This window comes from Moritella sp. F3, assembly GCF_015082335.1.
GTDB lineage: Bacteria > Pseudomonadota > Gammaproteobacteria > Enterobacterales > Moritellaceae > Moritella.
Window position 1 is genome coordinate 23,382 of record NZ_BLRL01000017.1, and the last position, 19,473, is coordinate 42,854.

Sequence of the window (19,473 nt, forward strand, 5' to 3'; positions counted from 1 at the left end):
TTAATCCTTGTTATCTTCTTGATCCAATACCGCCAACGCTTCTTCAGCTTCGTGACTTGCGATCACACGGTCTATTTTGTTAGTGAGCACTTGCCATAACAGCTGCGCAAATCTAAATGTCAGTAACGCAGTGCCTAGCGGTAACGAAAAATAAGGTATAAAACGCGGTAGTTTTTCATAACGCTCCCCCTCATTAAGCCAATCAGCTAGAAACTGTAAGAATTCTGGCATTGGAATATCATCGGTTTCATACCAAGCTTGCTCGGTAATAAACGGATACCAATAATTCCACGATCCAATCAACAACAGGACAGAAAAAAGTAAACACGCACTCACGGCGATAACAGCATAAACCTTACGTAATTTCACCGAGGCCATGTTAACTAAGATATCAACACCAATATGTGAATGTTTTTTTACCCCGTACGACGCTCCTACCAATACTAACCAAGCAAATAAAAATACGGTTAATTCTAACGCCCATAAAATATTGCCATTGAACAAATACCGAAACACTACATTAGCAAAGGTCAGTAAGGTCATCACACCTAATGACATAGCTATATTTAGCTCTTCGACACTATCGGATATACGCCCCAAGCGCGCCCATAATCCATTATTCATATTGGTTCCCTTCAATTCGCTTAACGCGGCATAAGTAACTTATGCCGCTTGGTATTATGATTTATTCGACGCTAATGCTTTCTGGATCAAGTCACTACCAATATCTTTTTCGAATTTAGACCAAACAGGCTGTAGCTTATCAACCCAGGCTTCGCGCTGTTCAGGTGTTAACGTACGCACGATGCCACCAGCAGCGATAATGTTAGCTTTGTTTTCATTATTGATACGTGATGATTCGGCGTTACGTGTCGCTGTCACCTCAACAATGATTTGACGTAGTTGGACTTTTACATCATTCGGTAATTTAGCCCACCAGCGGTTTGATGTAACAAGGAGATAATCAAGAATACCGTGGTTGGTTTCAGTGACACCGTCTTGTACTTCAAAGAATTTTTTACCGTAAGTATTCGACCAAGTATTTTCTTGGCCATCAATAACCTTGGTTTGTAGACCGCCGTAAACTTCTTTAAACGACATTTTTTGTGGGTTAGCACCGAGTTGCTCAAACTGTGCAACGAGTACGTCAGATGCTTGAACACGGAATTTCAAACCTTGTGCATCTTCAGGATAAATAAGCGGGCGATTAGCAGACATTTGCTTCATACCGTTATGCCAAAATGCTAAACCTTGTAAGCCACGACGACGCATTGAATTCTTCAATTTGTCACCCGCTTCAGAGTTTTGGAAACGATCCACCGCGGCGACATCATCAAACAGGAAGGGTAAATCAAAGATACGGAATTTCTTGGTGATTTTTTCAAACTTAGATAAAGAAGGAGCCGCTAAGTGCACATCACCATTTAATAACGCTTCAAGCACTTTATTGTCATCATAAAGTGTTGAGTTAGGGAAAACTTGCATACAAGCTTTACCATTCATCTCTTTATTTACTCGTTCTTCCAGTAATGATGCAGCAATACCTTTGGGGTGTTTGCTGGTGTTCGTCACATGACTAAATTTAATCACGATCTCACCGGGTTCACAGGCTCCTGATGATGCTTGCGCACTAAACGTAGTCATGCTCGCCAGTACCATCGATATTGCCGTCGCGTATTTAAACATAAGAATCTCCATATAATTATAACGTTGTTAATTTATTCAATTTCAATTAACAGTGTGATAACTATATAGCAACCATCGAGCCACAATTTAAGGTTCAAACAAAAGCGATGAATAACAAAAGCTTAATAAAATTTTAGATGAAAGCAAGAGACATGAATGGGTGGGTAACCACCCATTCGAAAAAGCATATTGGGCTGAATACCGCCATTATCTAAGTATGTTCAAAGCAAAAATAAACGCCCCGCCTACGAACACTTTATTTCCCAAAAATAGAAATCACAAAACAAAAAACCAAGAAATAAAGTGGTAATAAATAAATATTTTCTACCAAACCCAACATTAGGAGTATTTATTGTTTAATAAGGTGGTTTTTAATCGACAATAGGAAACCATATACCCCAGCAAAAGGCATAGAATTATCATATTAAATATCCAGCACTTATATAGAGATCGCCTTATGAATACAAAACTCGTCGCCACATTATTATTTGCCTCTGTATGTTTGATCTGGGGTACAACCTGGATGGCGATGGAAATTGCTGTTCACTCTATCCCGCCGATCACAGCAACAGGTTTACGCTTTGCACTGGCTGCACCACTATTAATTCTAGCGGCGCGCTGGCTTAAAATCCCACTGATGTTCCCAAAAGGGAAGAAACTTGAATTTGCATTAATCAGTGTGTTTTATTTTGCTGCACCATTTACCCTAATGATTTTTGGTGAGCAATATATTTCTTCAGGTTTAGCGTCTATTATTTTTGCCACTATGCCGGTTGTTGTTTTAGGTTTTGCAATATTGGTACATCGTCAAAAAGTACATCTTCACCAAATAGCAGGTCTTGCCATTGCACTATTCAGCTTAATCACAATTATCAGTAATGAGATGGGTGTAAGCGCGAATGGCAGCCTTATCGGTGTTGGCGCCTTGGTATTAGCGGTATTCATGCATGCAACGATCTATACCAGTGTTCAAACTCGCTGTCAGGGAATTCATGTATTAACGTATAACGCACTACCGTGTCTTGTTGCTTCAGTACTGTTACTTGTTGTCGGCGCATTTGTAGAGCAACCAGACTTCGCTACATTCACATTAACGTCTTGGTTATCGGTTATTTACCTTGGTGCTATCGCTGGTATTGGCGGCATCATGGCTTATTTCCAACTGAATAAAGTAGCAAGTCCATTCCAAGCATCGATCTGTTTCTTGGTATTCCCTGTGATTGCACTTGGCTTAGACAGTGTGGTTAACGGCAGAACGATTAGTCACGAATCACTGTTCATGATGGTCCTGTTAACGGCGGGTGTTTTACTGTGTAAATTACCGCTTGAATTAATCAGTAAACGTTTAACAAAAACAACCGTTAAAGTAGAAAAATCATCATAACTCATCACTCTAATACGTTAGTCACGCGACGTATGTCATAAGTTTAAATCAGTGTAAATAGAGAGAAAGCTAAAATGAAAAAAGTACTATTATCCATCATCACGGTTTCTACAATCATGGCGACACCATTAGCCAGTGCCAACAATGATTTTACTTATGTTTCAGCTGGTCTACAGTTTGGTAAGGCAGATGATGCGCTCTTTGATAATGAGCAAGTGGAAAGCGCGTTAGGTGGCTTCCTCGACGCATCTTGGAACTTCTATGACAATGTATTTGCTAGCTACAGTATCAGTTATAGCTCTTTTGATGGAGAAGGATGGGCAAGAGCTTGGACTAATGGCACGAGTTCAGGCTCTGAATCTGGACAAGATTATTTTTCGACTACAAAACAATATTATTCAGTCGGCTATTTCATGCCGATGAATAAATTTACCCCTTACGTATCGCTGGGTTATGCCGATTACAAATTAGCTGGATCTGTGTATGAATTCTCAATGGTACCTGGTCCAGGTACCATTGAGAAGTACAGTGACAAAATTGGTGGCGCAGCCGGTGAAATTGGTACTTATATACAAGTAACGAAAAACTATAAAATGAAATTCTCATACAACTATGCTGCGTTAGAAGAAAGTGGCGTTAAAATTAAAATAAATGAATTTTATTTTGGTAATGATTATGCGTTTGCTGACAATTGGTCTGCGGTCGCCAACATCAGTTACCGTGATATAGGCACAATCAACACCAATGAAATATCTACGCAGCTTGGTGTTAAATATAATTTTTAAAGTCTTTGTTCATGTGTGATCAAATGTAAAACAGCACCACTTTAAAATACCAAGAATAGGCTGCGTTCACGCTATATGATAGCAGCCTACACACCATTATTTTAGAGCCGTTAACGACCTATCCCAATCTTTCCAAACAACTTCTAAACCCATTGCCTTGACTAAATCTGCCATTTCAGCAGGTGAACGGTCATCATCAATTTCAAACTGCTCTAATGCCTTGTCTGTATCATCAGAATAACCACCCGGTTGGGTTTTCGAGCCAGCGCTAATACTGGTGATCCCCAACGGAATGACATTGTCACGAAAATGCTCTGACTCTCGGGTTGATAACGACAGTTCAACATCAGGGTTAAATAATCGGTAGGCACAAATCAGCTGTACTAACTGGCGATCATTCATAATCGATTTAGGCTGAAACGCACCTTCACAGGGTCTTAAACGTGGAAAAGAAATTGAATACTTGGTTTGCCAATAACGTTTCTGTAAGTAATCTAAATGTGCTGCAACGTGAAAACAATCAGTGCGCCATTCATCCAAACCAATTAATGCACCCAATCCCATTTTATGAATACCCGCTTTACCTAAACGATCAGGCGTATCTATCCGATATTTAAAATCAGACTTCTTACCCTTAATATGATGCTCTGCATAGGTACGGGGATTATAGGTTTCTTGATAGACTAGTACCGAGTCAAGACCAAGTTCTTTTAATTCTTCATAGTCAGCTTGCTCTAACGGTTGTACTTCCAACGATAGATGTGAGAACTGCGATTTTAATTCAGTAAATACCTGGCGAAAATACGGCATGCCGACCTTACGCTCTGACTCACCAGCCACTAATAATAAGTGATCAAAACCCATCTTCTTAATCGCTTTCGCTTCACTGTTTAACTGCGTCATGTCCAGCGTGGTTCGACGGATCTTGTTATGCATTGAAAAACCACAATAAGTACAAATATTAGAGCACATATTAGAGAGGTACAGCGGCACATAGAATTGGATAGTATTACCAAAACGTTGTCGGGTTAACTCGACACTCCGCTGCGCCATCTGCTCAAGAAAGGGGTCAGCCGCTGGTGAGATCAACGCTTGAAAGTCATCAAGGTCGAGCCTCGATTTAGCTAATGCCCGCTCAACATCAGCCGCAGTCTTGGCATAAATAGATAAGCGTATATCATCCCAATCTAATTGTTGTAATTGCTCATAAAAGCTCATGTTTAACCCTTAAATTAGCGTGATTATAGATCTAAAAATGCAGTCAACGGACTCGATGCCACAGCCGTTCTCGCCTGAGCTCCTAAGCCAGCTAAATAAGCTTGGCGACCGGCCTGCACGGCTAAGGCAAACGCTTTACTCATTGCCACAGGATCTTTAGCTACTGCGATAGCTGTATTCACCAATACCGCATCCGCACCCATTTCCATTGCTAGCGCCGCATGAGATGGTGCACCGATACCTGCATCGACAATAACTGGCACCCTAGATTGCTCAATAATAATTTCCAAAAATTCAGCCGTGCGGATACCTTTATTCGAGCCAATTGGTGCGCCTAATGGCATCACAGCAGCAGTACCCACTTCTTCTAAGCGTTTGCACAATACCGGGTCAGCATGAATATAAGGCAACACATGAAAACCATCTCGAACAAGTTGCTCTGTAGCTTTTAAGGTTTCAATCGGGTCTGGCAGTAAATACTTTGGATCAGGATGAATTTCTAATTTAACCCAATTGGTTTGCAATGCTTCACGTGCAAGGTGCGCAGCATAGACAGCTTCTTTTGCATCACGTGCGCCCGATGTATTAGGTAATAGATTCATACCCGCAGCGATAAGCGGTTTCAGAATATCATCATCTTGATTGGCTAAATCAATACGCTTTAATGCCATAGTGACAAGCTGAGATTGCGATGCGATTAAGGCTTCAGCCATTATTTTTTGATCGCTAAATTTACCCGTACCAGTGAATAAGCGAGATGAGAATATTTTATCTGCAATGACAAGTTCATCGCTTGGTAATGATAATACTGAGTTTAAAGGTAATACTGACATTTAGCCTCCTGCTATCGCTTGGAATAAAGTAACTTGATCATTTTCTGACAACTGAAAATCGTCCCACTTTTGACGCGTAATAATGGCTTGATTTACCGCCACTGCGATGCCTTTCTCAGGCTGCTCGAGTGCTAGTAACAGTGACGAAATTGTCGTCACTGTTACTGTCTTAATTTCATCATTAATGATTAATTTCATCTTCTATCCTATTTCTCATATCGCTTATCGACATGCGATTATGTAATTAAATAGTTAATTAACCGTTTAATTAACTATTTATATTTTTTCTATATTCAGTGAATGGCGCACACACTGCAGTCGGGATCTTTCGCAACCGATAAATGCTGCCACAGCAGCCTCCTGCCATCAAAACGCATCAAACGATTAAGTGAAGACACAGGCATACCAGTTAAATGCTTTATCGCTTCCAGAGCCTGTAATGAACCAACAATACCCACCAGTGGACCAAGTACGCCTGAAGTACTACAGTTATTCACTTCCGCTGTTTCATCAAAAGGATATAAACAGTGGTAGCACGCAGAATCAACATCCTGTGCGTTAAACGAGATCAACTGCCCTTCCATACGAATACCAGCTCCAACAATTAACGGCAGTTTCTGCATGACACATATTTTATTTATCACCTGTCTCGTCGGCATGTTGTCGCTACAATCAATGACTAAATCAACATCAACCAGCACTTCAGCCATTTGATTATTAGCGCTATCAAGCGTGAGCCTCTTTGGGATAGCTGTCACATGAATATGCGGGTTAAGCTGTGTTAAAGCTGCTTTAGCCGCACTCACTTTGGTTTGCTTTAATTGTTGCTGAGTAAAAATAATTTGTCGTTGCAGATTCGTTAACTCAACCTGATCATCGTCGACTATAACTAAATGACCAACACCAGCAGCAGCTAAATACAAGGCGACGGGTGCGCCAAGTCCACCAACACCAACAATGAGTACCTTGGCATTACGTAGTGCTAACTGCCCTTTCTCACCCACATCTTCAAGCAGTAAGTGCGCGCTATAACGCATGTATTCCTGATCACTTAATGCTGCCATTTTAATTACGCTCACAAACTAAAGTAGATACAGGTGTCGGCTCCGTAATCACTAATAAATCAGCGATTGCTTGCTTATAATCTGCAGCACGAGTAATTGCCGTCACAACTGCAACACTACCGACACCAGTCGCAGCCACTTGTGGCGCACGCGCGATGCTAATTCCACCGATAGCGACCAAAGGATAATCTTGCATTAAATCAGCATAACGCTGTAGACGCTGTAACCCTTGTGGTTTTGATGGCATATCTTTGGTTACCGTCGGGTAGATATGACCAAGGGCGATATAACTGGGTTTTATTTGATGGGCACGTAATATTTCATAATAACCATGCGTACTCAGGCCTAGCTTTAAGCCAGCCTGTTTGATTGCGACAAAATCGGCAATCAACATATCTTCTTGGCCAAGATGAACTCCGTAAGCACCGTGTTCAATGGCTAATTGCCAGTAGTCATTGATGAACAGACGAGCTTGATACTGACGGCCTAAAGCCACTGCCGCTTTTACATCTTCAACGACTTCCGCTGGTGTTTTATTTTTGATCCGTAGCTGCAAGGTTTTAACCCCCTGCTGCAATACCTTCTCTAGCCATGCAACTGTATCCACGACTGGATATAGTCCAAGGCGGTTGGTATCGCAAGGTGCAAAATCATAAGCTAACTGCATTTGTTGCGCTAAGCCAAGCTGATCACCTAATACTGTATTAGGTAACACAACTTGGGGAAAATATTCTCGGTCGGTTGGCCAAATCGCTGCGGCTTGATTTAAATACGCTCTGGCGACAACAAGTGCATCATCAACCGGATAATCTTGACCAATGACAGTTGCTAGGGCTGCAGAAAAAACACCGCAATGTTCAGCGTCACTTAATGAATTGAGTCTCATGATCGGTGAGGATAATAAAATTTCACGCTCAGCATCGATATAGATATCTAACATGACAGACAGTTGCTGTTCATCTTCACCGTATTTGTTACTGTTAACTAGGGTATCGTTTGTAAAAATAGCTTTCGCACAAACGCCTTTTACGCCGGAGTTCAACAGTAAGTTGATCGATTTTTTAGTTGTACTAAATAAATCGGCCGCATCAACGCTCGTTTCATCTTGCGTTAATATCAATACATCAACGAGTGGCAATAAGCCTGTTTGAATGGCCGCGATTAATCCATAATTAGCGTTAACCATCTCTGCTAACGTGATAGTTAACGGCTCATAGATAACGTGTAATGCTGGGTAGCACTGCTTATAATCTTGTAAAAAACGAACTAAAATATCAATATGCGATGCAGTGTCTAGTACGCCAACCTTAATAGCAGCGGGCATAGCGGCGGTACTTAACACTGCGAGCTCAGCAGAAAAATCTTCATCAGATAAGCATGCTGTAGAAACATGGTAACCACGCCCATCTAATGCATTAATCGTTTTAATATCGGCTTGATTCGTCGCATGATCACGAGCAGTAAAGCTCGCGATAGTCCAAATAATGGCTTCAGTCATTAAATTATTATTCCACGTTTTCGGTTGTAGATTCTGGTACACGGCCATTTACTGCATCATGTGTAGGAGGCAGGTATAACTCTGCGCCGTGCTTTTTAAACTCTTCAGACATCTGCTGCATGCCTTTTTCAGCATCAATTACAGCGACGTCATCGATCAGAACGACTTCATCAAGTAATTGAATTTTTATCTTTTCTTGATTGGCAGTGTAATCACGTACATCTTGGGATATTTTCATTGAACAGAATTTAGGGCCACACATAGAGCAGAAATGCGCAACCTTACCCGATTCTTGCGGGATATTTTCATCGTGATAAGCACGTGCAGTATCAGGGTCTAAAGCGAGGTTAAACTGATCATTCCAACGGAATTCAAAACGAGCCTTTGACATCGCATTGTCACGGATTTGAGCACCCGGAAAACCTTTGGCCAAATCAGCTGCATGAGCAGATATTTTATAGGTGATCATGCCTTGCTTAACATCTTCTTTATTCGGTAAGCCTAAATGTTCTTTGGGCGTTACGTAACACAACATAGCACAACCGTACCAACCGATTTGCGCAGCACCAATACCCGAGGTAAAGTGATCATAACCTGGGGCGATATCTGTCGTTAGTGGGCCTAAAGTATAAAATGGCGCTTCATGACAAATATCGAGTTGTTTTTCAACATTCTCTTTAATCATGTGCATTGGGATATGACCAGGGCCTTCGATAATAACTTGCACATCTTGCTGCCAAGCTACTTTAGTCAGCTCTCCGAGCGTTTGTAATTCAGCAAATTGCGCTTCATCATTGGCATCAGCCGCAGAACCCGGGCGCATACCATCACCTAACGACAGTGATACATCGTATGCTTTACAAATCGCACAAATTTCTTCGAAATGATCATAAGCAAAGTTTTCTTTATGGTGTGTTAAACACCATTTCGCCATAATCGATCCACCTCGAGAAACGATCCCGGTAAGACGTTTTGCAGTCATCGGCACATAACGCAATAATACCCCAGCATGGATCGTGAAGTAATCAACCCCCTGCTCAGCTTGTTCGATCAACGTATCACGGAAGACTTCCCAAGTAAGATCCTCGGCGATCCCATTTACCTTCTCTAAGGCTTGATAGATCGGAACTGTGCCGATCGGAACAGGTGAATTACGCAGGATCCACTCACGGGTTTCATGAATATTACGGCCTGTGGATAAGTCCATCACCGTGTCAGCACCCCAGCGTGTAGCCCATACGAGCTTCTCCACTTCCTCTTCAATCGACGATGTCACTGACGAATTACCAATATTGGCATTCACTTTAACTAAAAAATTACGGCCGATGATCATTGGCTCAGATTCAGGGTGATTAATGTTAGCAGGAATGATCGCACGACCACGGGCGACTTCTTCTCGAACAAATTCAGGAGTAATAAGATCCGGAATACTCGCACCAAAATCATTACCGGCATGTTGCTTTAATAACAGCTCATTGCGGATCAACTCGCGCCCCATGTTTTCACGGATCGAGATATATTCCATTTCCGGAGTGATGATACCGTTACGCGCATAATGCATCTGAGTAACGTTTTGGCCATCGATCGCTTTAAGTGGTTTAGGTAGATGTTCGAAACGAATATGGTCGATACCATCGTCTGCAAGACGTTGCTGAGCAAACTGTGAAGTAACGATTTCGAGTTCTTCAATATCGTTACGTTCTGCAATCCAGCCTTGCCTTAATTTAGGTAAACCTTGATGCACGTTAATTTCAATCGCAGGATCGGTATAGGCACCTGAAGTATCGTAGATTGGGATGGATTCGTTGTATTCATATACAGGTTCATCTTTACTGCCTGCAACTAGCGTTTCATCAAGATTAATCTTGCGCATCGCGACTCTTAAATCATCACGGCTGCCAGTGAGATGGATTTTTTCGGAATTTGGAAAGGGTTCACAACTGAGGTTGTTAATAAATTCTTGGGCGTTTTCACGGTTTTCACGACGTGTAGGTTTTTTGGATTTATCTAGATTTGTATTGCTGTTGGTATTTATATTATTAGCAGACATAGCATTCATTCCTTTAAATAAGATGATTGCTTGTCGTTGAGTATGGAGAGTGGTGATAAGACTATATTAGTTTAAGTCCAAATACAGCGGTAAATAAGATGTCAATTGTTACAGATCCCCCGTACAAATTGGCAATATTATTAACGCTATTGTATTAATCACTCTTGTTTCCTTACGCAGGTATTAGCCTGATCAGGTTCCACGGATCCCATATTTAAATGGTCTCAGCCCTAAAGCACTCCGACAAGATGTGTCAGAGTATAGACTGGTATAGCGTTAAAAAACAAGCAAAAAAAAGGCGCCCTATAAAGGGCGCCTTCACTATTCAATAATAGTCAGCAAGTGAATCAGTGGGTCTGTCATCACTTGCTAACAACTTTAATTGCATTCAGCAAATCAATTAAAGGTTATTTAATAGGTTAGCTAAGTTCTGTTCAGCTTCATCAGTAGTGATCTCTGGCATAGCTTCTTCTACCTTACCAGCACGCATTTTAGCGCGTTCTTGGTGGTAAGAGAAACCTGTACCTGCAGGGATCAGACGACCAACGATAACGTTCTCTTTCAGACCACGAAGGTCATCAATCTTACCATGTACAGCAGCGTCTGTTAGAACACGTGTTGTTTCTTGGAAAGATGCAGCAGAGATGAATGACTCAGTTGCAAGAGACGCTTTAGTAATACCCATAAGGATATGCTGGAACACGGCTGGTTGCTTGCCTTCAGCTTCTAGCTGACGGTTAGCAATTTTCAGACGTGAAACTTCAGCTTGTTCACCTTGTAGGAAGTTACTGTCACCAGCAGATACAACGTTAGCTTTACGTAGCATTTGACGAACGATAGTTTCAATGTGCTTATCGTTAATCTTAACGCCTTGCAGACGGTATACTTCTTGAACTTCGTTTGCGATATAGTTCGCAACATGGCTAATGCCACGTAGACGTAGAATATCGTGAGCTGATTCAGGGCCATCGGCGATAACTTCACCAATTGCAACTTTCTCACCTTCAAACACGTTCAAGTGACGCCATTTAGGGATCATCTCTTCGTAAGCTTCAGCACCATCAGTCGGTGTGATAACTAGACGACGTTTACCTTTAGTTTCTTTACCGAAACTAATAGTACCTGAGATTTCCGCTAAGATAGCTGCATCTTTAGGCTGACGCGCTTCAAACAGATCCGCTACGCGTGGTAGACCACCCGTAATATCACGTGTTTTCGAGCTTTCTTGAGGAATACGTGCTAACGCTTCACCAATAGTCACTAACGCGCCATCTTCTAGGTTAACGATTGCGTTTGCAGGTAAGAAGTATTGTGCAATAACTTCTGTACCAGGAATGAATAAATCATTACCTGCTGCATCAACAAGTTTAACCATAGGACGCATATCTTTACCAGCAGCAACACGTGCTGCAGGATCAAGAATTACCGTGCTAGATAGACCCGTTAGATCATCCGTTTGCTTAGTAACCGTAATACCTTCAATTAAGTCAACAAACTTAATTTGACCAGCCACCTCTGTGATGATTGGGTGAGTATGCGGGTCCCAGTTAGCAAGGATGCTACCAGACTCGATAGCTGCGCCATCTTTAAAGTCAACAATCGAACCGTAAGGCAGTTTGTGGCTTTCTTTAGTACGACCGTTTTCATCAATAATCGTGATTTCTGATGAACGTGAAGTAATAACCAGTTTGCCGTCTGCGTTCTCAACGAATTTCTCGTTGTGGAACTTAATAGTACCCGTGTTTTTCACTTGGATATTATTTTCTGCAGATGCTCTCGATGCCGCACCACCAATGTGGAATGTACGCATCGTTAACTGTGTACCAGGTTCACCAATTGATTGTGCTGCAACAACACCAACTGCTTCACCTTGGCCAACCATTTCGCCACGTGCTAAGTCACGACCGTAACAAGCTGCACAAACACCGAAGTCATTGTCACAAGTAATTACAGAGCGAACTTTCATTTGATCCACTGAGTGTTCTTCTAAGAAGTCACAAAGTTTTTCATCTAGTAGCGTGTTACGTGGAAGAATTACTTCGCCCGATACTGGGTTTAGTACATCTTCAGCAACAACACGACCTAAAACACGATCACGTAATGGTTCAACAACATCGCCACCTTCAATATGAGGAGTAATGATTAGACCATTTTCAGTACCACAATCAATCTCGTTAATTACAAGATCTTGTGCAACGTCAACAAGACGACGAGTTAGGTAACCCGAGTTTGCTGTTTTAAGTGCTGTATCGGCTAGACCTTTACGTGCACCATGCGTTGAGATGAAGTACTGAAGTACGTTTAGACCTTCACGGAAGTTAGCCGTAATTGGTGTTTCGATGATCGAACCATCTGGTTTCGCCATCAGACCACGCATACCAGCTAGCTGACGAATCTGTGCCGCACTACCACGTGCACCAGAATCGGCCATCATAAAGATACTGTTGAATGATTTCTGTGTCTCATCATCACCTAACGAGTTAGGTTTAGTTTCTGTAGACAAGTTATCCATCATTGCTTTTGAGATTAGCTCATTCGCACGAGCCCAAATATCAATAACTTTATTGTAACGCTCACCCGCAGTAACAAGACCAGATTGGAATTGCTCTTGGATTTGAGTTACTTCAATTTCAGCTTCTTCAAGTAGTGTTTTCTTCGCTGCTGGAATAACCATGTCATCGATACCAACAGATGCACCAGAAAGGGCAGCATAATGGAAACCGGTGTACATTAGTTGATCGGCGAATACAACAGTATCTTTCAGACCTAATAGACGGTAACAGTCATTTAGTAGCTTAGAAATCTGCTTTTTACCTAACGCTTCATTAGATACTTTCAGGATCCAGTTAGCTGGATTCGCTTCAAGTTTAGCTTCTTCTTCAGCAGATAAAGTTTTAGACGGATCGATTAGTGCATATGGTAGACCTGTAGGTGCTACCAAATAAAGAATCGCACGACCTACTGTTGTGTTCTTCAGTTCAGTGCGAACTGTAACTTCACCAGTTTCTTCATCTTTAAGATGTTCAGTAATACGTACTTTAACACGTGCATGTAGTTCAGCATGGCCACTGCGATATAGCTTTTCAGCTTCTTCAGGGCTGCCTAATACCATGCCTTCACCCTTAGCGTTAACGCCAGAACGAGTCATGTAGTAAAGACCTAATACAACGTCTTGAGAAGGTACGATAACCGGTTCACCATTCGCAGGTGAAAGGATGTTATTCGTAGACATCATCAGTGTACGCGCTTCCAATTGAGCTTCAATTGTTAACGGTACGTGTACAGCCATCTGATCGCCATCGAAATCGGCGTTGTATGCAGAACATACTAGAGGGTGTAACTGAATTGCTTTACCTTCAATTAGTACAGGTTCGAATGCTTGAATACCAAGTCTGTGAAGAGTTGGTGCACGGTTAAGCATTACTGGATGTTCGCGGATCACGCCGTCTAGGATATCCCAAACTTCAGCGCCTTCACGTTCAACCATTTTCTTAGCTGCTTTAATCGTTGTAGCAAAACCAAGTGATTCTAATTTACCGTAGATGAATGGCTTGAATAGCTCAAGTGCCATTTTCTTAGGTAGACCACATTGGTGTAAGCGTAACGTTGGTCCAACTGTAATTACAGAACGACCAGAGTAATCCACACGTTTACCTAGTAGATTCTGACGGAAACGACCTTGTTTACCCTTGATCATATCAGCAAGAGATTTAAGAGGACGTTTGTTAGAACCAGTAATCGCACGACCACGACGACCATTATCTAATAGCGCATCAACAGATTCTTGTAACATACGTTTTTCGTTACGTACGATAATATCTGGTGCAGCTAAATCTAATAGACGTTTTAGACGGTTGTTACGGTTGATCACACGACGGTAAAGGTCATTCAGATCAGAAGTCGCAAAACGGCCACCATCTAGTGGTACTAATGGACGAAGATCTGGCGGTAATACCGGTAGAACGTTCATGATCATCCACTCTGGCTTATTACCAGAGACAGCGAATGCTTCCATTAATTTAAGACGTTTAGTGATCTTCTTACGTTTAGTTTCAGAGTTTGTAGTCTCTAATTCTTCACGCATTTCTTCGATGTCTTGGTTTAGGTTAAGATCTTGTAACAAAGAAAGTACAGCTTCTGCACCCATCTTCGCGTCAAATTCATCACCCCATTCTTCTAGGTTGTCAAGATACTGCTCTTCAGTCAGCATCATGCCACGCTCTAGCGAAGTCATACCAGGTTCGATAACAACATATGATTCGAAGTAAAGAATACGTTCGATATCACGTAGCGTCATGTCTAATAATAGACCGATGCGAGATGGTAATGATTTCAAGAACCAAATGTGTGCAACAGGAGACGCTAATTCGATGTGGCCCATACGGTCACGACGAACTTTAGTTTGCGTTACTTCTACGCCACATTTTTCACAGATAACACCACGGTGCTTCAGACGCTTATATTTTCCGCAAAGACATTCGTAATCTTTTACTGGGCCGAAAATACGCGCACAGAATAAACCGTCACGTTCTGGTTTGAAGGTACGGTAGTTAATGGTTTCTGGCTTTTTAACTTCACCAAAAGACCAAGAACGGATCTGCTCCGGAGAAGCTAGACCAATCTTGATACCATCGAATTCTTCCGATTTACCTTGCTGTTTTAGAAACTTTAATAAGTCTTTCACGTTTTTCTCCACTGGGAGTGAAAACTAAGCAGCCTCAACTCACAGAGTGAGTCGAGGCGCAGTGCTAATCAAAAATCAGAATTAACTCAAATTAGAGTTATTTCTTGTTTTTGTTTTCATCTAGTTCGATGTTGATACCCAATGAGCGGATCTCTTTCAACAATACGTTGAATGATTCAGGCATACCTGGGTCCATACGATGATCGCCGTCTACGATGTTTTTATACATCTTAGTACGACCGTTCACGTCATCAGACTTCACAGTTAGCATCTCTTGAAGAGTATATGCTGCACCGTATGCTTCCAGAGCCCATACTTCCATCTCACCGAAACGCTGACCACCGAACTGAGCTTTACCACCCAGCGGCTGCTGAGTAACTAGGCTGTAAGAACCGGTAGAACGCGCATGCATCTTGTCATCAACCAAGTGATTCAGTTTCAGCATGTACATGTAACCAACAGTTACAGGACGTTCGAATGTATCACCAGTACGACCATCGAATAACTCTAATTGACCCGATTCTGGTAAATCAGCCAATTTAAGCATTTCTTTGATTTCAGCTTCTGCTGCACCATCAAACGCAGGTGTTGCCATTGGCAGACCTTTACGTAAGTTGTGCGCAAGAACACGAACCTGCTCGTCAGAGTACGTTGATAAATCAACTTTCTGATGCGTATCACCGATGTCGTAAGCTTTTTGAATAAACTCACGGATCTTAGCAAGATCTTGTTGCTCTTTAATCATGTTATCGATTTTACTACCGATACCACGAGCAGCAAGGCCCAAGTGAACTTCAAGTACCTGACCGATGTTCATACGCGATGGTACACCCAGCGGGTTCAGTACGATATCAACAGGCTCACCAAACTTATCGTGCGGCATGTCTTCAATAGGAACGATTGTTGAAATCACACCTTTGTTACCATGACGACCGGCCATTTTATCACCCGGTTGAATACGACGTTTAACAGCTAGGTATACTTTAACGATCTTAAGTACACCAGGTGCTAAGTCATCACCTTGAGTAATTTTACGGCGTTTGATGTCAAACTTAGAATCAAATTCAGCACGTAGCTCATCATGTTGCTTAGCTAGGCCTTCTAATTGAGTCTGTTGTTCTTCGTCAGAAAGAACAATCTCTAACCATTGCGTGCGAGAAACAGCATTAAGTTGCTCTTCCGTTTTGCCAGCAGCTAGTAATAGAGATTTAACGCGACCGAATAAGCTTTCTTCGAAGATAGATAATTCTTCAGTTAAGTCTTTCTTCGCTTCACGCAGTTGCATCTGCTCGATGTCTTGTGCACGTTTATCTTTATCTACGCCATCACGGGTAAATACTTGCACGTCAATTACAGTACCGTAAACAGAGTTAGGTACACGTAATGAACTGTCTTTTACATCAGATGCTTTTTCACCGAAGATAGCTCGTAGAAGCTTTTCTTCAGGCGTCAATTGTGTTTCACCTTTAGGGGTTACTTTACCTACCAGGATATCACCCGGCTTAACTTCAGCACCAACGTAAACGATACCAGACTCATCTAGCTTAGATAATGCGCTTTCACCCACGTTAGGGATGTCCGCTGTAATCTCTTCGCTACCAAGTTTAGTATCACGAGCAATCGATGACAATTCTTGAATGTGGATAGTCGTTAGACGATCTTCTTTTACAACGCGTTCTGATACAAGGATTGAATCCTCGAAGTTGTAACCATTCCAAGGCATGAATGCAATACGCATGTTTTGACCAAGTGCTAATTCACCAAGATCCGTTGAAGGACCATCAGCAAGCACGTCGCCTTTAACCACTGCTTCACCAGTTAATACTGTTGGGCGTTGGTTAATACATGTGTTTTGATTCGAACGTGTGTACTTAGTTAGCGTGTAGATATCAATACCCGCTTCACCTGGTACTAGTTCATCTTCGTTAACTTTAACGATGATACGACTTGCATCAGCATAGTCGATTGAACCGCCACGTAGCGCAACAACTGTTACACCAGAATCGATTGCTACCGCGCGTTCAATACCAGTACCTACTAATGGCTTATCAGCATTTAGTGTTGGTACTGCTTGACGTTGCATATTCGCACCCATCAATGCACGGTTAGCATCATCGTGTTCTAGGAACGGAATTAGCGATGCTGCCACAGAAATAATCTGTTGTGGTGATACGTCCATATATTGAATGTTATCTGCAGACATAAAGGTAGTTTCACCTTTATGACGACATGGGATAAATTCGTCTTGAAGTACACCATTTGTATCTACTGTCGCGTTAGCCTGTGCAACTGCATACAGACCTTCTTCAATAGCAGAAAGGTATTGAACATCATTAGTAACTTGACCGTTGATTACTTTACGGAATGGCGTTTCTAAGAAACCATAATCGTTAGTACGGGCAAATACAGCTAGTGAGTTAATTAGACCAATGTTTGGTCCCTCTGGAGTCTCAATCGGACATAAACGACCGTAGTGAGTTGGATGTACGTCACGTACCTCAAAACCAGCACGTTCACGTGTTAGACCACCAGGCCCTAATGCAGAAATACGACGTTTGTGCGTAACTTCTGACAACGGGTTATTTTGATCCATAAACTGAGACAGTTGTGATGAACCAAAGAACTCTTTAATTGCAGCTGAAATCGGCTTAGCATTGATTAAATCTTGTGGCATTACAGCATCAAGATCACCAAGACTTAGACGTTCACGAACAGCACGTTCTACACGAACTAAACCAACACGGAATTGGTTTTCTGCCATTTCGCCAACTGAACGAATACGACGGTTACCAAGGTGATCGATATCATCAACCTCGCCTTTACCGTTACGGATATTAATCAAAGTTTTCATTACTTCAACAATATCTGCTTTGTCCAGGATGCCTGCACCAGTATCTTCTTCACGGCCAATACGGCGGTTGAACTTCATACGACCAACAGTAGATAGGTCATAGCGTTCTTCAGCGAAGAATAGATTTTGGAATAGGCCTTCTGCCGCTTCACGCGTTGGTGGTTCACCAGGACGCATCATACGGTAGATTTCAACTAGCGCTTCAAGTTTGTTAGTAGTTGAGTCAACACGTAATGTGTCAGACATGTAACTACCTACATCAAGGTCGTTCGTATAAAGAACATCAATTACCTTGATACCAGCTTGAGACAATTCAGCAACAGATTCTAGTGTTAGTTCAGCATTCGCTGCAACAATCACTTCGCCTGTTTCTTCATTGATGTAATCTTTAGAAGCTACTTTACCAGCGATATACTCTAATGGTACTTCGATTTCGTTTACGCCGTCTTTCTCAAACTTTTTGATATGACGAGCAGTAATACGACGGCCATTTTCAACATATGTTTCGCCATTAGCGATAATGTCAAATACAGCTGTTTCGCCACGTAGACGGTCTGGCATTAGTTCCATCATTAACTTGCCATCTTTAACTTCGAAACGTGTAGTATCAAAGAAGATTGCTAAGATTTCTTCCGTCGTGAACTCAAGTGCACGAAGAATGATTGATGATGGTAATTTACGACGACGGTCAATACGAACGAATAAGCTATCTTTCGGATCGAATTCAAAGTCTAACCATGAACCACGGTAAGGAATAACGCGTGCGTTATATAATACTTTACCTGATGAATGAGTTTTACCTTTGTCGTGATCGAAGAAAACACCAGGACTACGGTGTAACTGAGATACGATAACACGTTCAGTACCATTGATAACGAAAGTACCAGTATCAGTCATTAATGGGATTTCGCCCATATAAACTTCTTGTTCTTTGATATCTTTAATAGTGCCTGCAGGTGCATCACGATCGTATAATACAAGGCGTAATTTAACACGTAACGGTGCTGAATAAGTAACACCACGGATTTGACATTCTTTAACGTCAAATACAGGTTCACCTAAACGGTACGATACATATTGAAGTTCTGAAGTTCCAGAGTAACTTTTAATAGGGAATACGCTACGGAATGCTGCTTCCAGGCCGTATTCGCCTGTGTGATCCATTTCTAAAAACTTTTTAAAAGAGCTAGTTTGAATAGCCAACATTTGCGGTTTAGCCACAACTGGTGCACTTTTACCAAAGTCTTTACGGATACGTTTTTTTTCGGTATTAGAGTAAACCATTTGGTTCCTCAGCTCGCTGATAAGTGACCCACTCTGCCCTGAAAAAGGACAGCTCTAACAACATCATTATATGTTTTTTATACTGTCTCGACCAAATGAATTGGGCTAAACAGTGCGCAGAATTTTGGTTGAAATG

General features: G+C 41.8%; 12 protein-coding genes and 1 riboswitch. Of the genes, 2 read left to right on the forward strand and 10 right to left on the reverse strand.

The window, feature by feature from the left end:
* Both JFU56_RS19895 and JFU56_RS19900 read right to left on the reverse strand, forming a co-directional pair.
* Entirely contained in the window at positions 1-624 is a 624-nt protein-coding gene (locus JFU56_RS19895) for a TRAP transporter small permease (RefSeq protein WP_198439001.1), read from the reverse strand.
* Between the two features lie 54 nt (positions 625-678).
* A complete protein-coding gene (locus JFU56_RS19900) occupies positions 679-1,686 on the reverse strand; it encodes a TRAP transporter substrate-binding protein (RefSeq protein WP_198439002.1) in 1,008 nt (335 codons plus the stop codon).
* 457 nt (positions 1,687-2,143) lie between these two features.
* Here JFU56_RS19900 and JFU56_RS19905 point away from each other — a divergent pair, with 457 nt between their 5' ends.
* On the forward strand, positions 2,144-3,070 hold the full coding sequence (locus tag JFU56_RS19905; protein ID WP_198439003.1) for a DMT family transporter: 927 nt from the start codon (positions 2,144-2,146) through the stop codon (positions 3,068-3,070).
* A gap of 74 nt (positions 3,071-3,144) precedes the next feature.
* Complete coding sequence (locus JFU56_RS19910; protein ID WP_198439004.1) at positions 3,145-3,855, forward strand: outer membrane beta-barrel protein; 711 nt, start codon at positions 3,145-3,147, stop codon at positions 3,853-3,855.
* A gap of 96 nt (positions 3,856-3,951) precedes the next feature.
* On the opposite strand, the gene thiH is transcribed toward JFU56_RS19910, so the two are convergent.
* The 8 genes from thiH to rpoB form a co-directional block, all read right to left on the reverse strand.
* Positions 3,952-5,073, reverse strand: a complete 1,122-nt coding sequence (gene thiH, locus JFU56_RS19915) for a 2-iminoacetate synthase ThiH (protein WP_198439005.1) — start codon at positions 5,071-5,073, stop codon at positions 3,952-3,954.
* A gap of 23 nt (positions 5,074-5,096) precedes the next feature.
* Entirely contained in the window at positions 5,097-5,906 is an 810-nt protein-coding gene (locus JFU56_RS19920; RefSeq protein ID WP_198439006.1) for a thiazole synthase, read from the reverse strand.
* Positions 5,907-6,104 (reverse strand): sulfur carrier protein ThiS, encoded by a 198-nt coding sequence (gene thiS / locus JFU56_RS19925; RefSeq protein WP_198439007.1) that lies wholly within the window; start codon positions 6,102-6,104, stop codon positions 5,907-5,909.
* Between the two features lie 95 nt (positions 6,105-6,199).
* Positions 6,200-6,970 carry a HesA/MoeB/ThiF family protein gene (locus JFU56_RS19930; RefSeq protein ID WP_198439008.1) on the reverse strand — a complete coding sequence of 257 codons (771 nt, stop codon included), beginning with the start codon at positions 6,968-6,970 and terminating at the stop codon, positions 6,200-6,202.
* A 1-nt stretch (position 6,971) separates the two neighbouring features.
* The gene (gene thiE, locus JFU56_RS19935) at positions 6,972-8,468 is read right to left on the reverse strand and encodes a thiamine phosphate synthase (protein WP_198439009.1); all 1,497 of its coding nucleotides are present in this window, start codon (positions 8,466-8,468) and stop codon (positions 6,972-6,974) included.
* Positions 8,469-8,475: 7 nt separating this feature from the next.
* Positions 8,476-10,518, reverse strand: a complete 2,043-nt coding sequence (gene thiC / locus JFU56_RS19940; protein WP_198439010.1) for a phosphomethylpyrimidine synthase ThiC — start codon at positions 10,516-10,518, stop codon at positions 8,476-8,478.
* A 151-nt stretch (positions 10,519-10,669) separates the two neighbouring features.
* Positions 10,670-10,771, reverse strand: a riboswitch (TPP riboswitch).
* 147 nt (positions 10,772-10,918) lie between these two features.
* Positions 10,919-15,202, reverse strand: coding sequence for a DNA-directed RNA polymerase subunit beta' (rpoC, locus tag JFU56_RS19945; protein ID WP_198439011.1), 4,284 nt, complete (start codon positions 15,200-15,202; stop codon positions 10,919-10,921).
* A 97-nt stretch (positions 15,203-15,299) separates the two neighbouring features.
* Positions 15,300-19,337: a DNA-directed RNA polymerase subunit beta gene (gene rpoB, locus JFU56_RS19950; protein ID WP_198439012.1), complete on the reverse strand. Its 4,038-nt coding sequence runs from the start codon at positions 19,335-19,337 to the stop codon at positions 15,300-15,302.
* Between the last annotated feature and the right edge of the window lie 136 nt (positions 19,338-19,473).

Coding starts and splice junctions, on each gene's coding strand:
- JFU56_RS19895 (WP_198439001.1), bottom strand. CDS start 624: ATGAATAATGGATTATGGGCGCGCTTGGGGCGTATATCCGATAGTGTC.
- JFU56_RS19900 (WP_198439002.1), bottom strand. CDS start 1,686: ATGTTTAAATACGCGACGGCAATATCGATGGTACTGGCGAGCATGACT.
- JFU56_RS19905 (WP_198439003.1), top strand. CDS start 2,144: ATGAATACAAAACTCGTCGCCACATTATTATTTGCCTCTGTATGTTTG.
- JFU56_RS19910 (WP_198439004.1), top strand. CDS start 3,145: ATGAAAAAAGTACTATTATCCATCATCACGGTTTCTACAATCATGGCG.
- thiH (WP_198439005.1), bottom strand. CDS start 5,073: ATGAGCTTTTATGAGCAATTACAACAATTAGATTGGGATGATATACGC.
- JFU56_RS19920 (WP_198439006.1), bottom strand. CDS start 5,906: ATGTCAGTATTACCTTTAAACTCAGTATTATCATTACCAAGCGATGAA.
- thiS (WP_198439007.1), bottom strand. CDS start 6,104: ATGAAATTAATCATTAATGATGAAATTAAGACAGTAACAGTGACGACA.
- JFU56_RS19930 (WP_198439008.1), bottom strand. CDS start 6,970: ATGGCAGCATTAAGTGATCAGGAATACATGCGTTATAGCGCGCACTTA.
- thiE (WP_198439009.1), bottom strand. CDS start 8,468: ATGACTGAAGCCATTATTTGGACTATCGCGAGCTTTACTGCTCGTGAT.
- thiC (WP_198439010.1), bottom strand. CDS start 10,518: ATGTCTGCTAATAATATAAATACCAACAGCAATACAAATCTAGATAAA.
- rpoB (WP_198439012.1), bottom strand. CDS start 19,337: ATGGTTTACTCTAATACCGAAAAAAAACGTATCCGTAAAGACTTTGGT.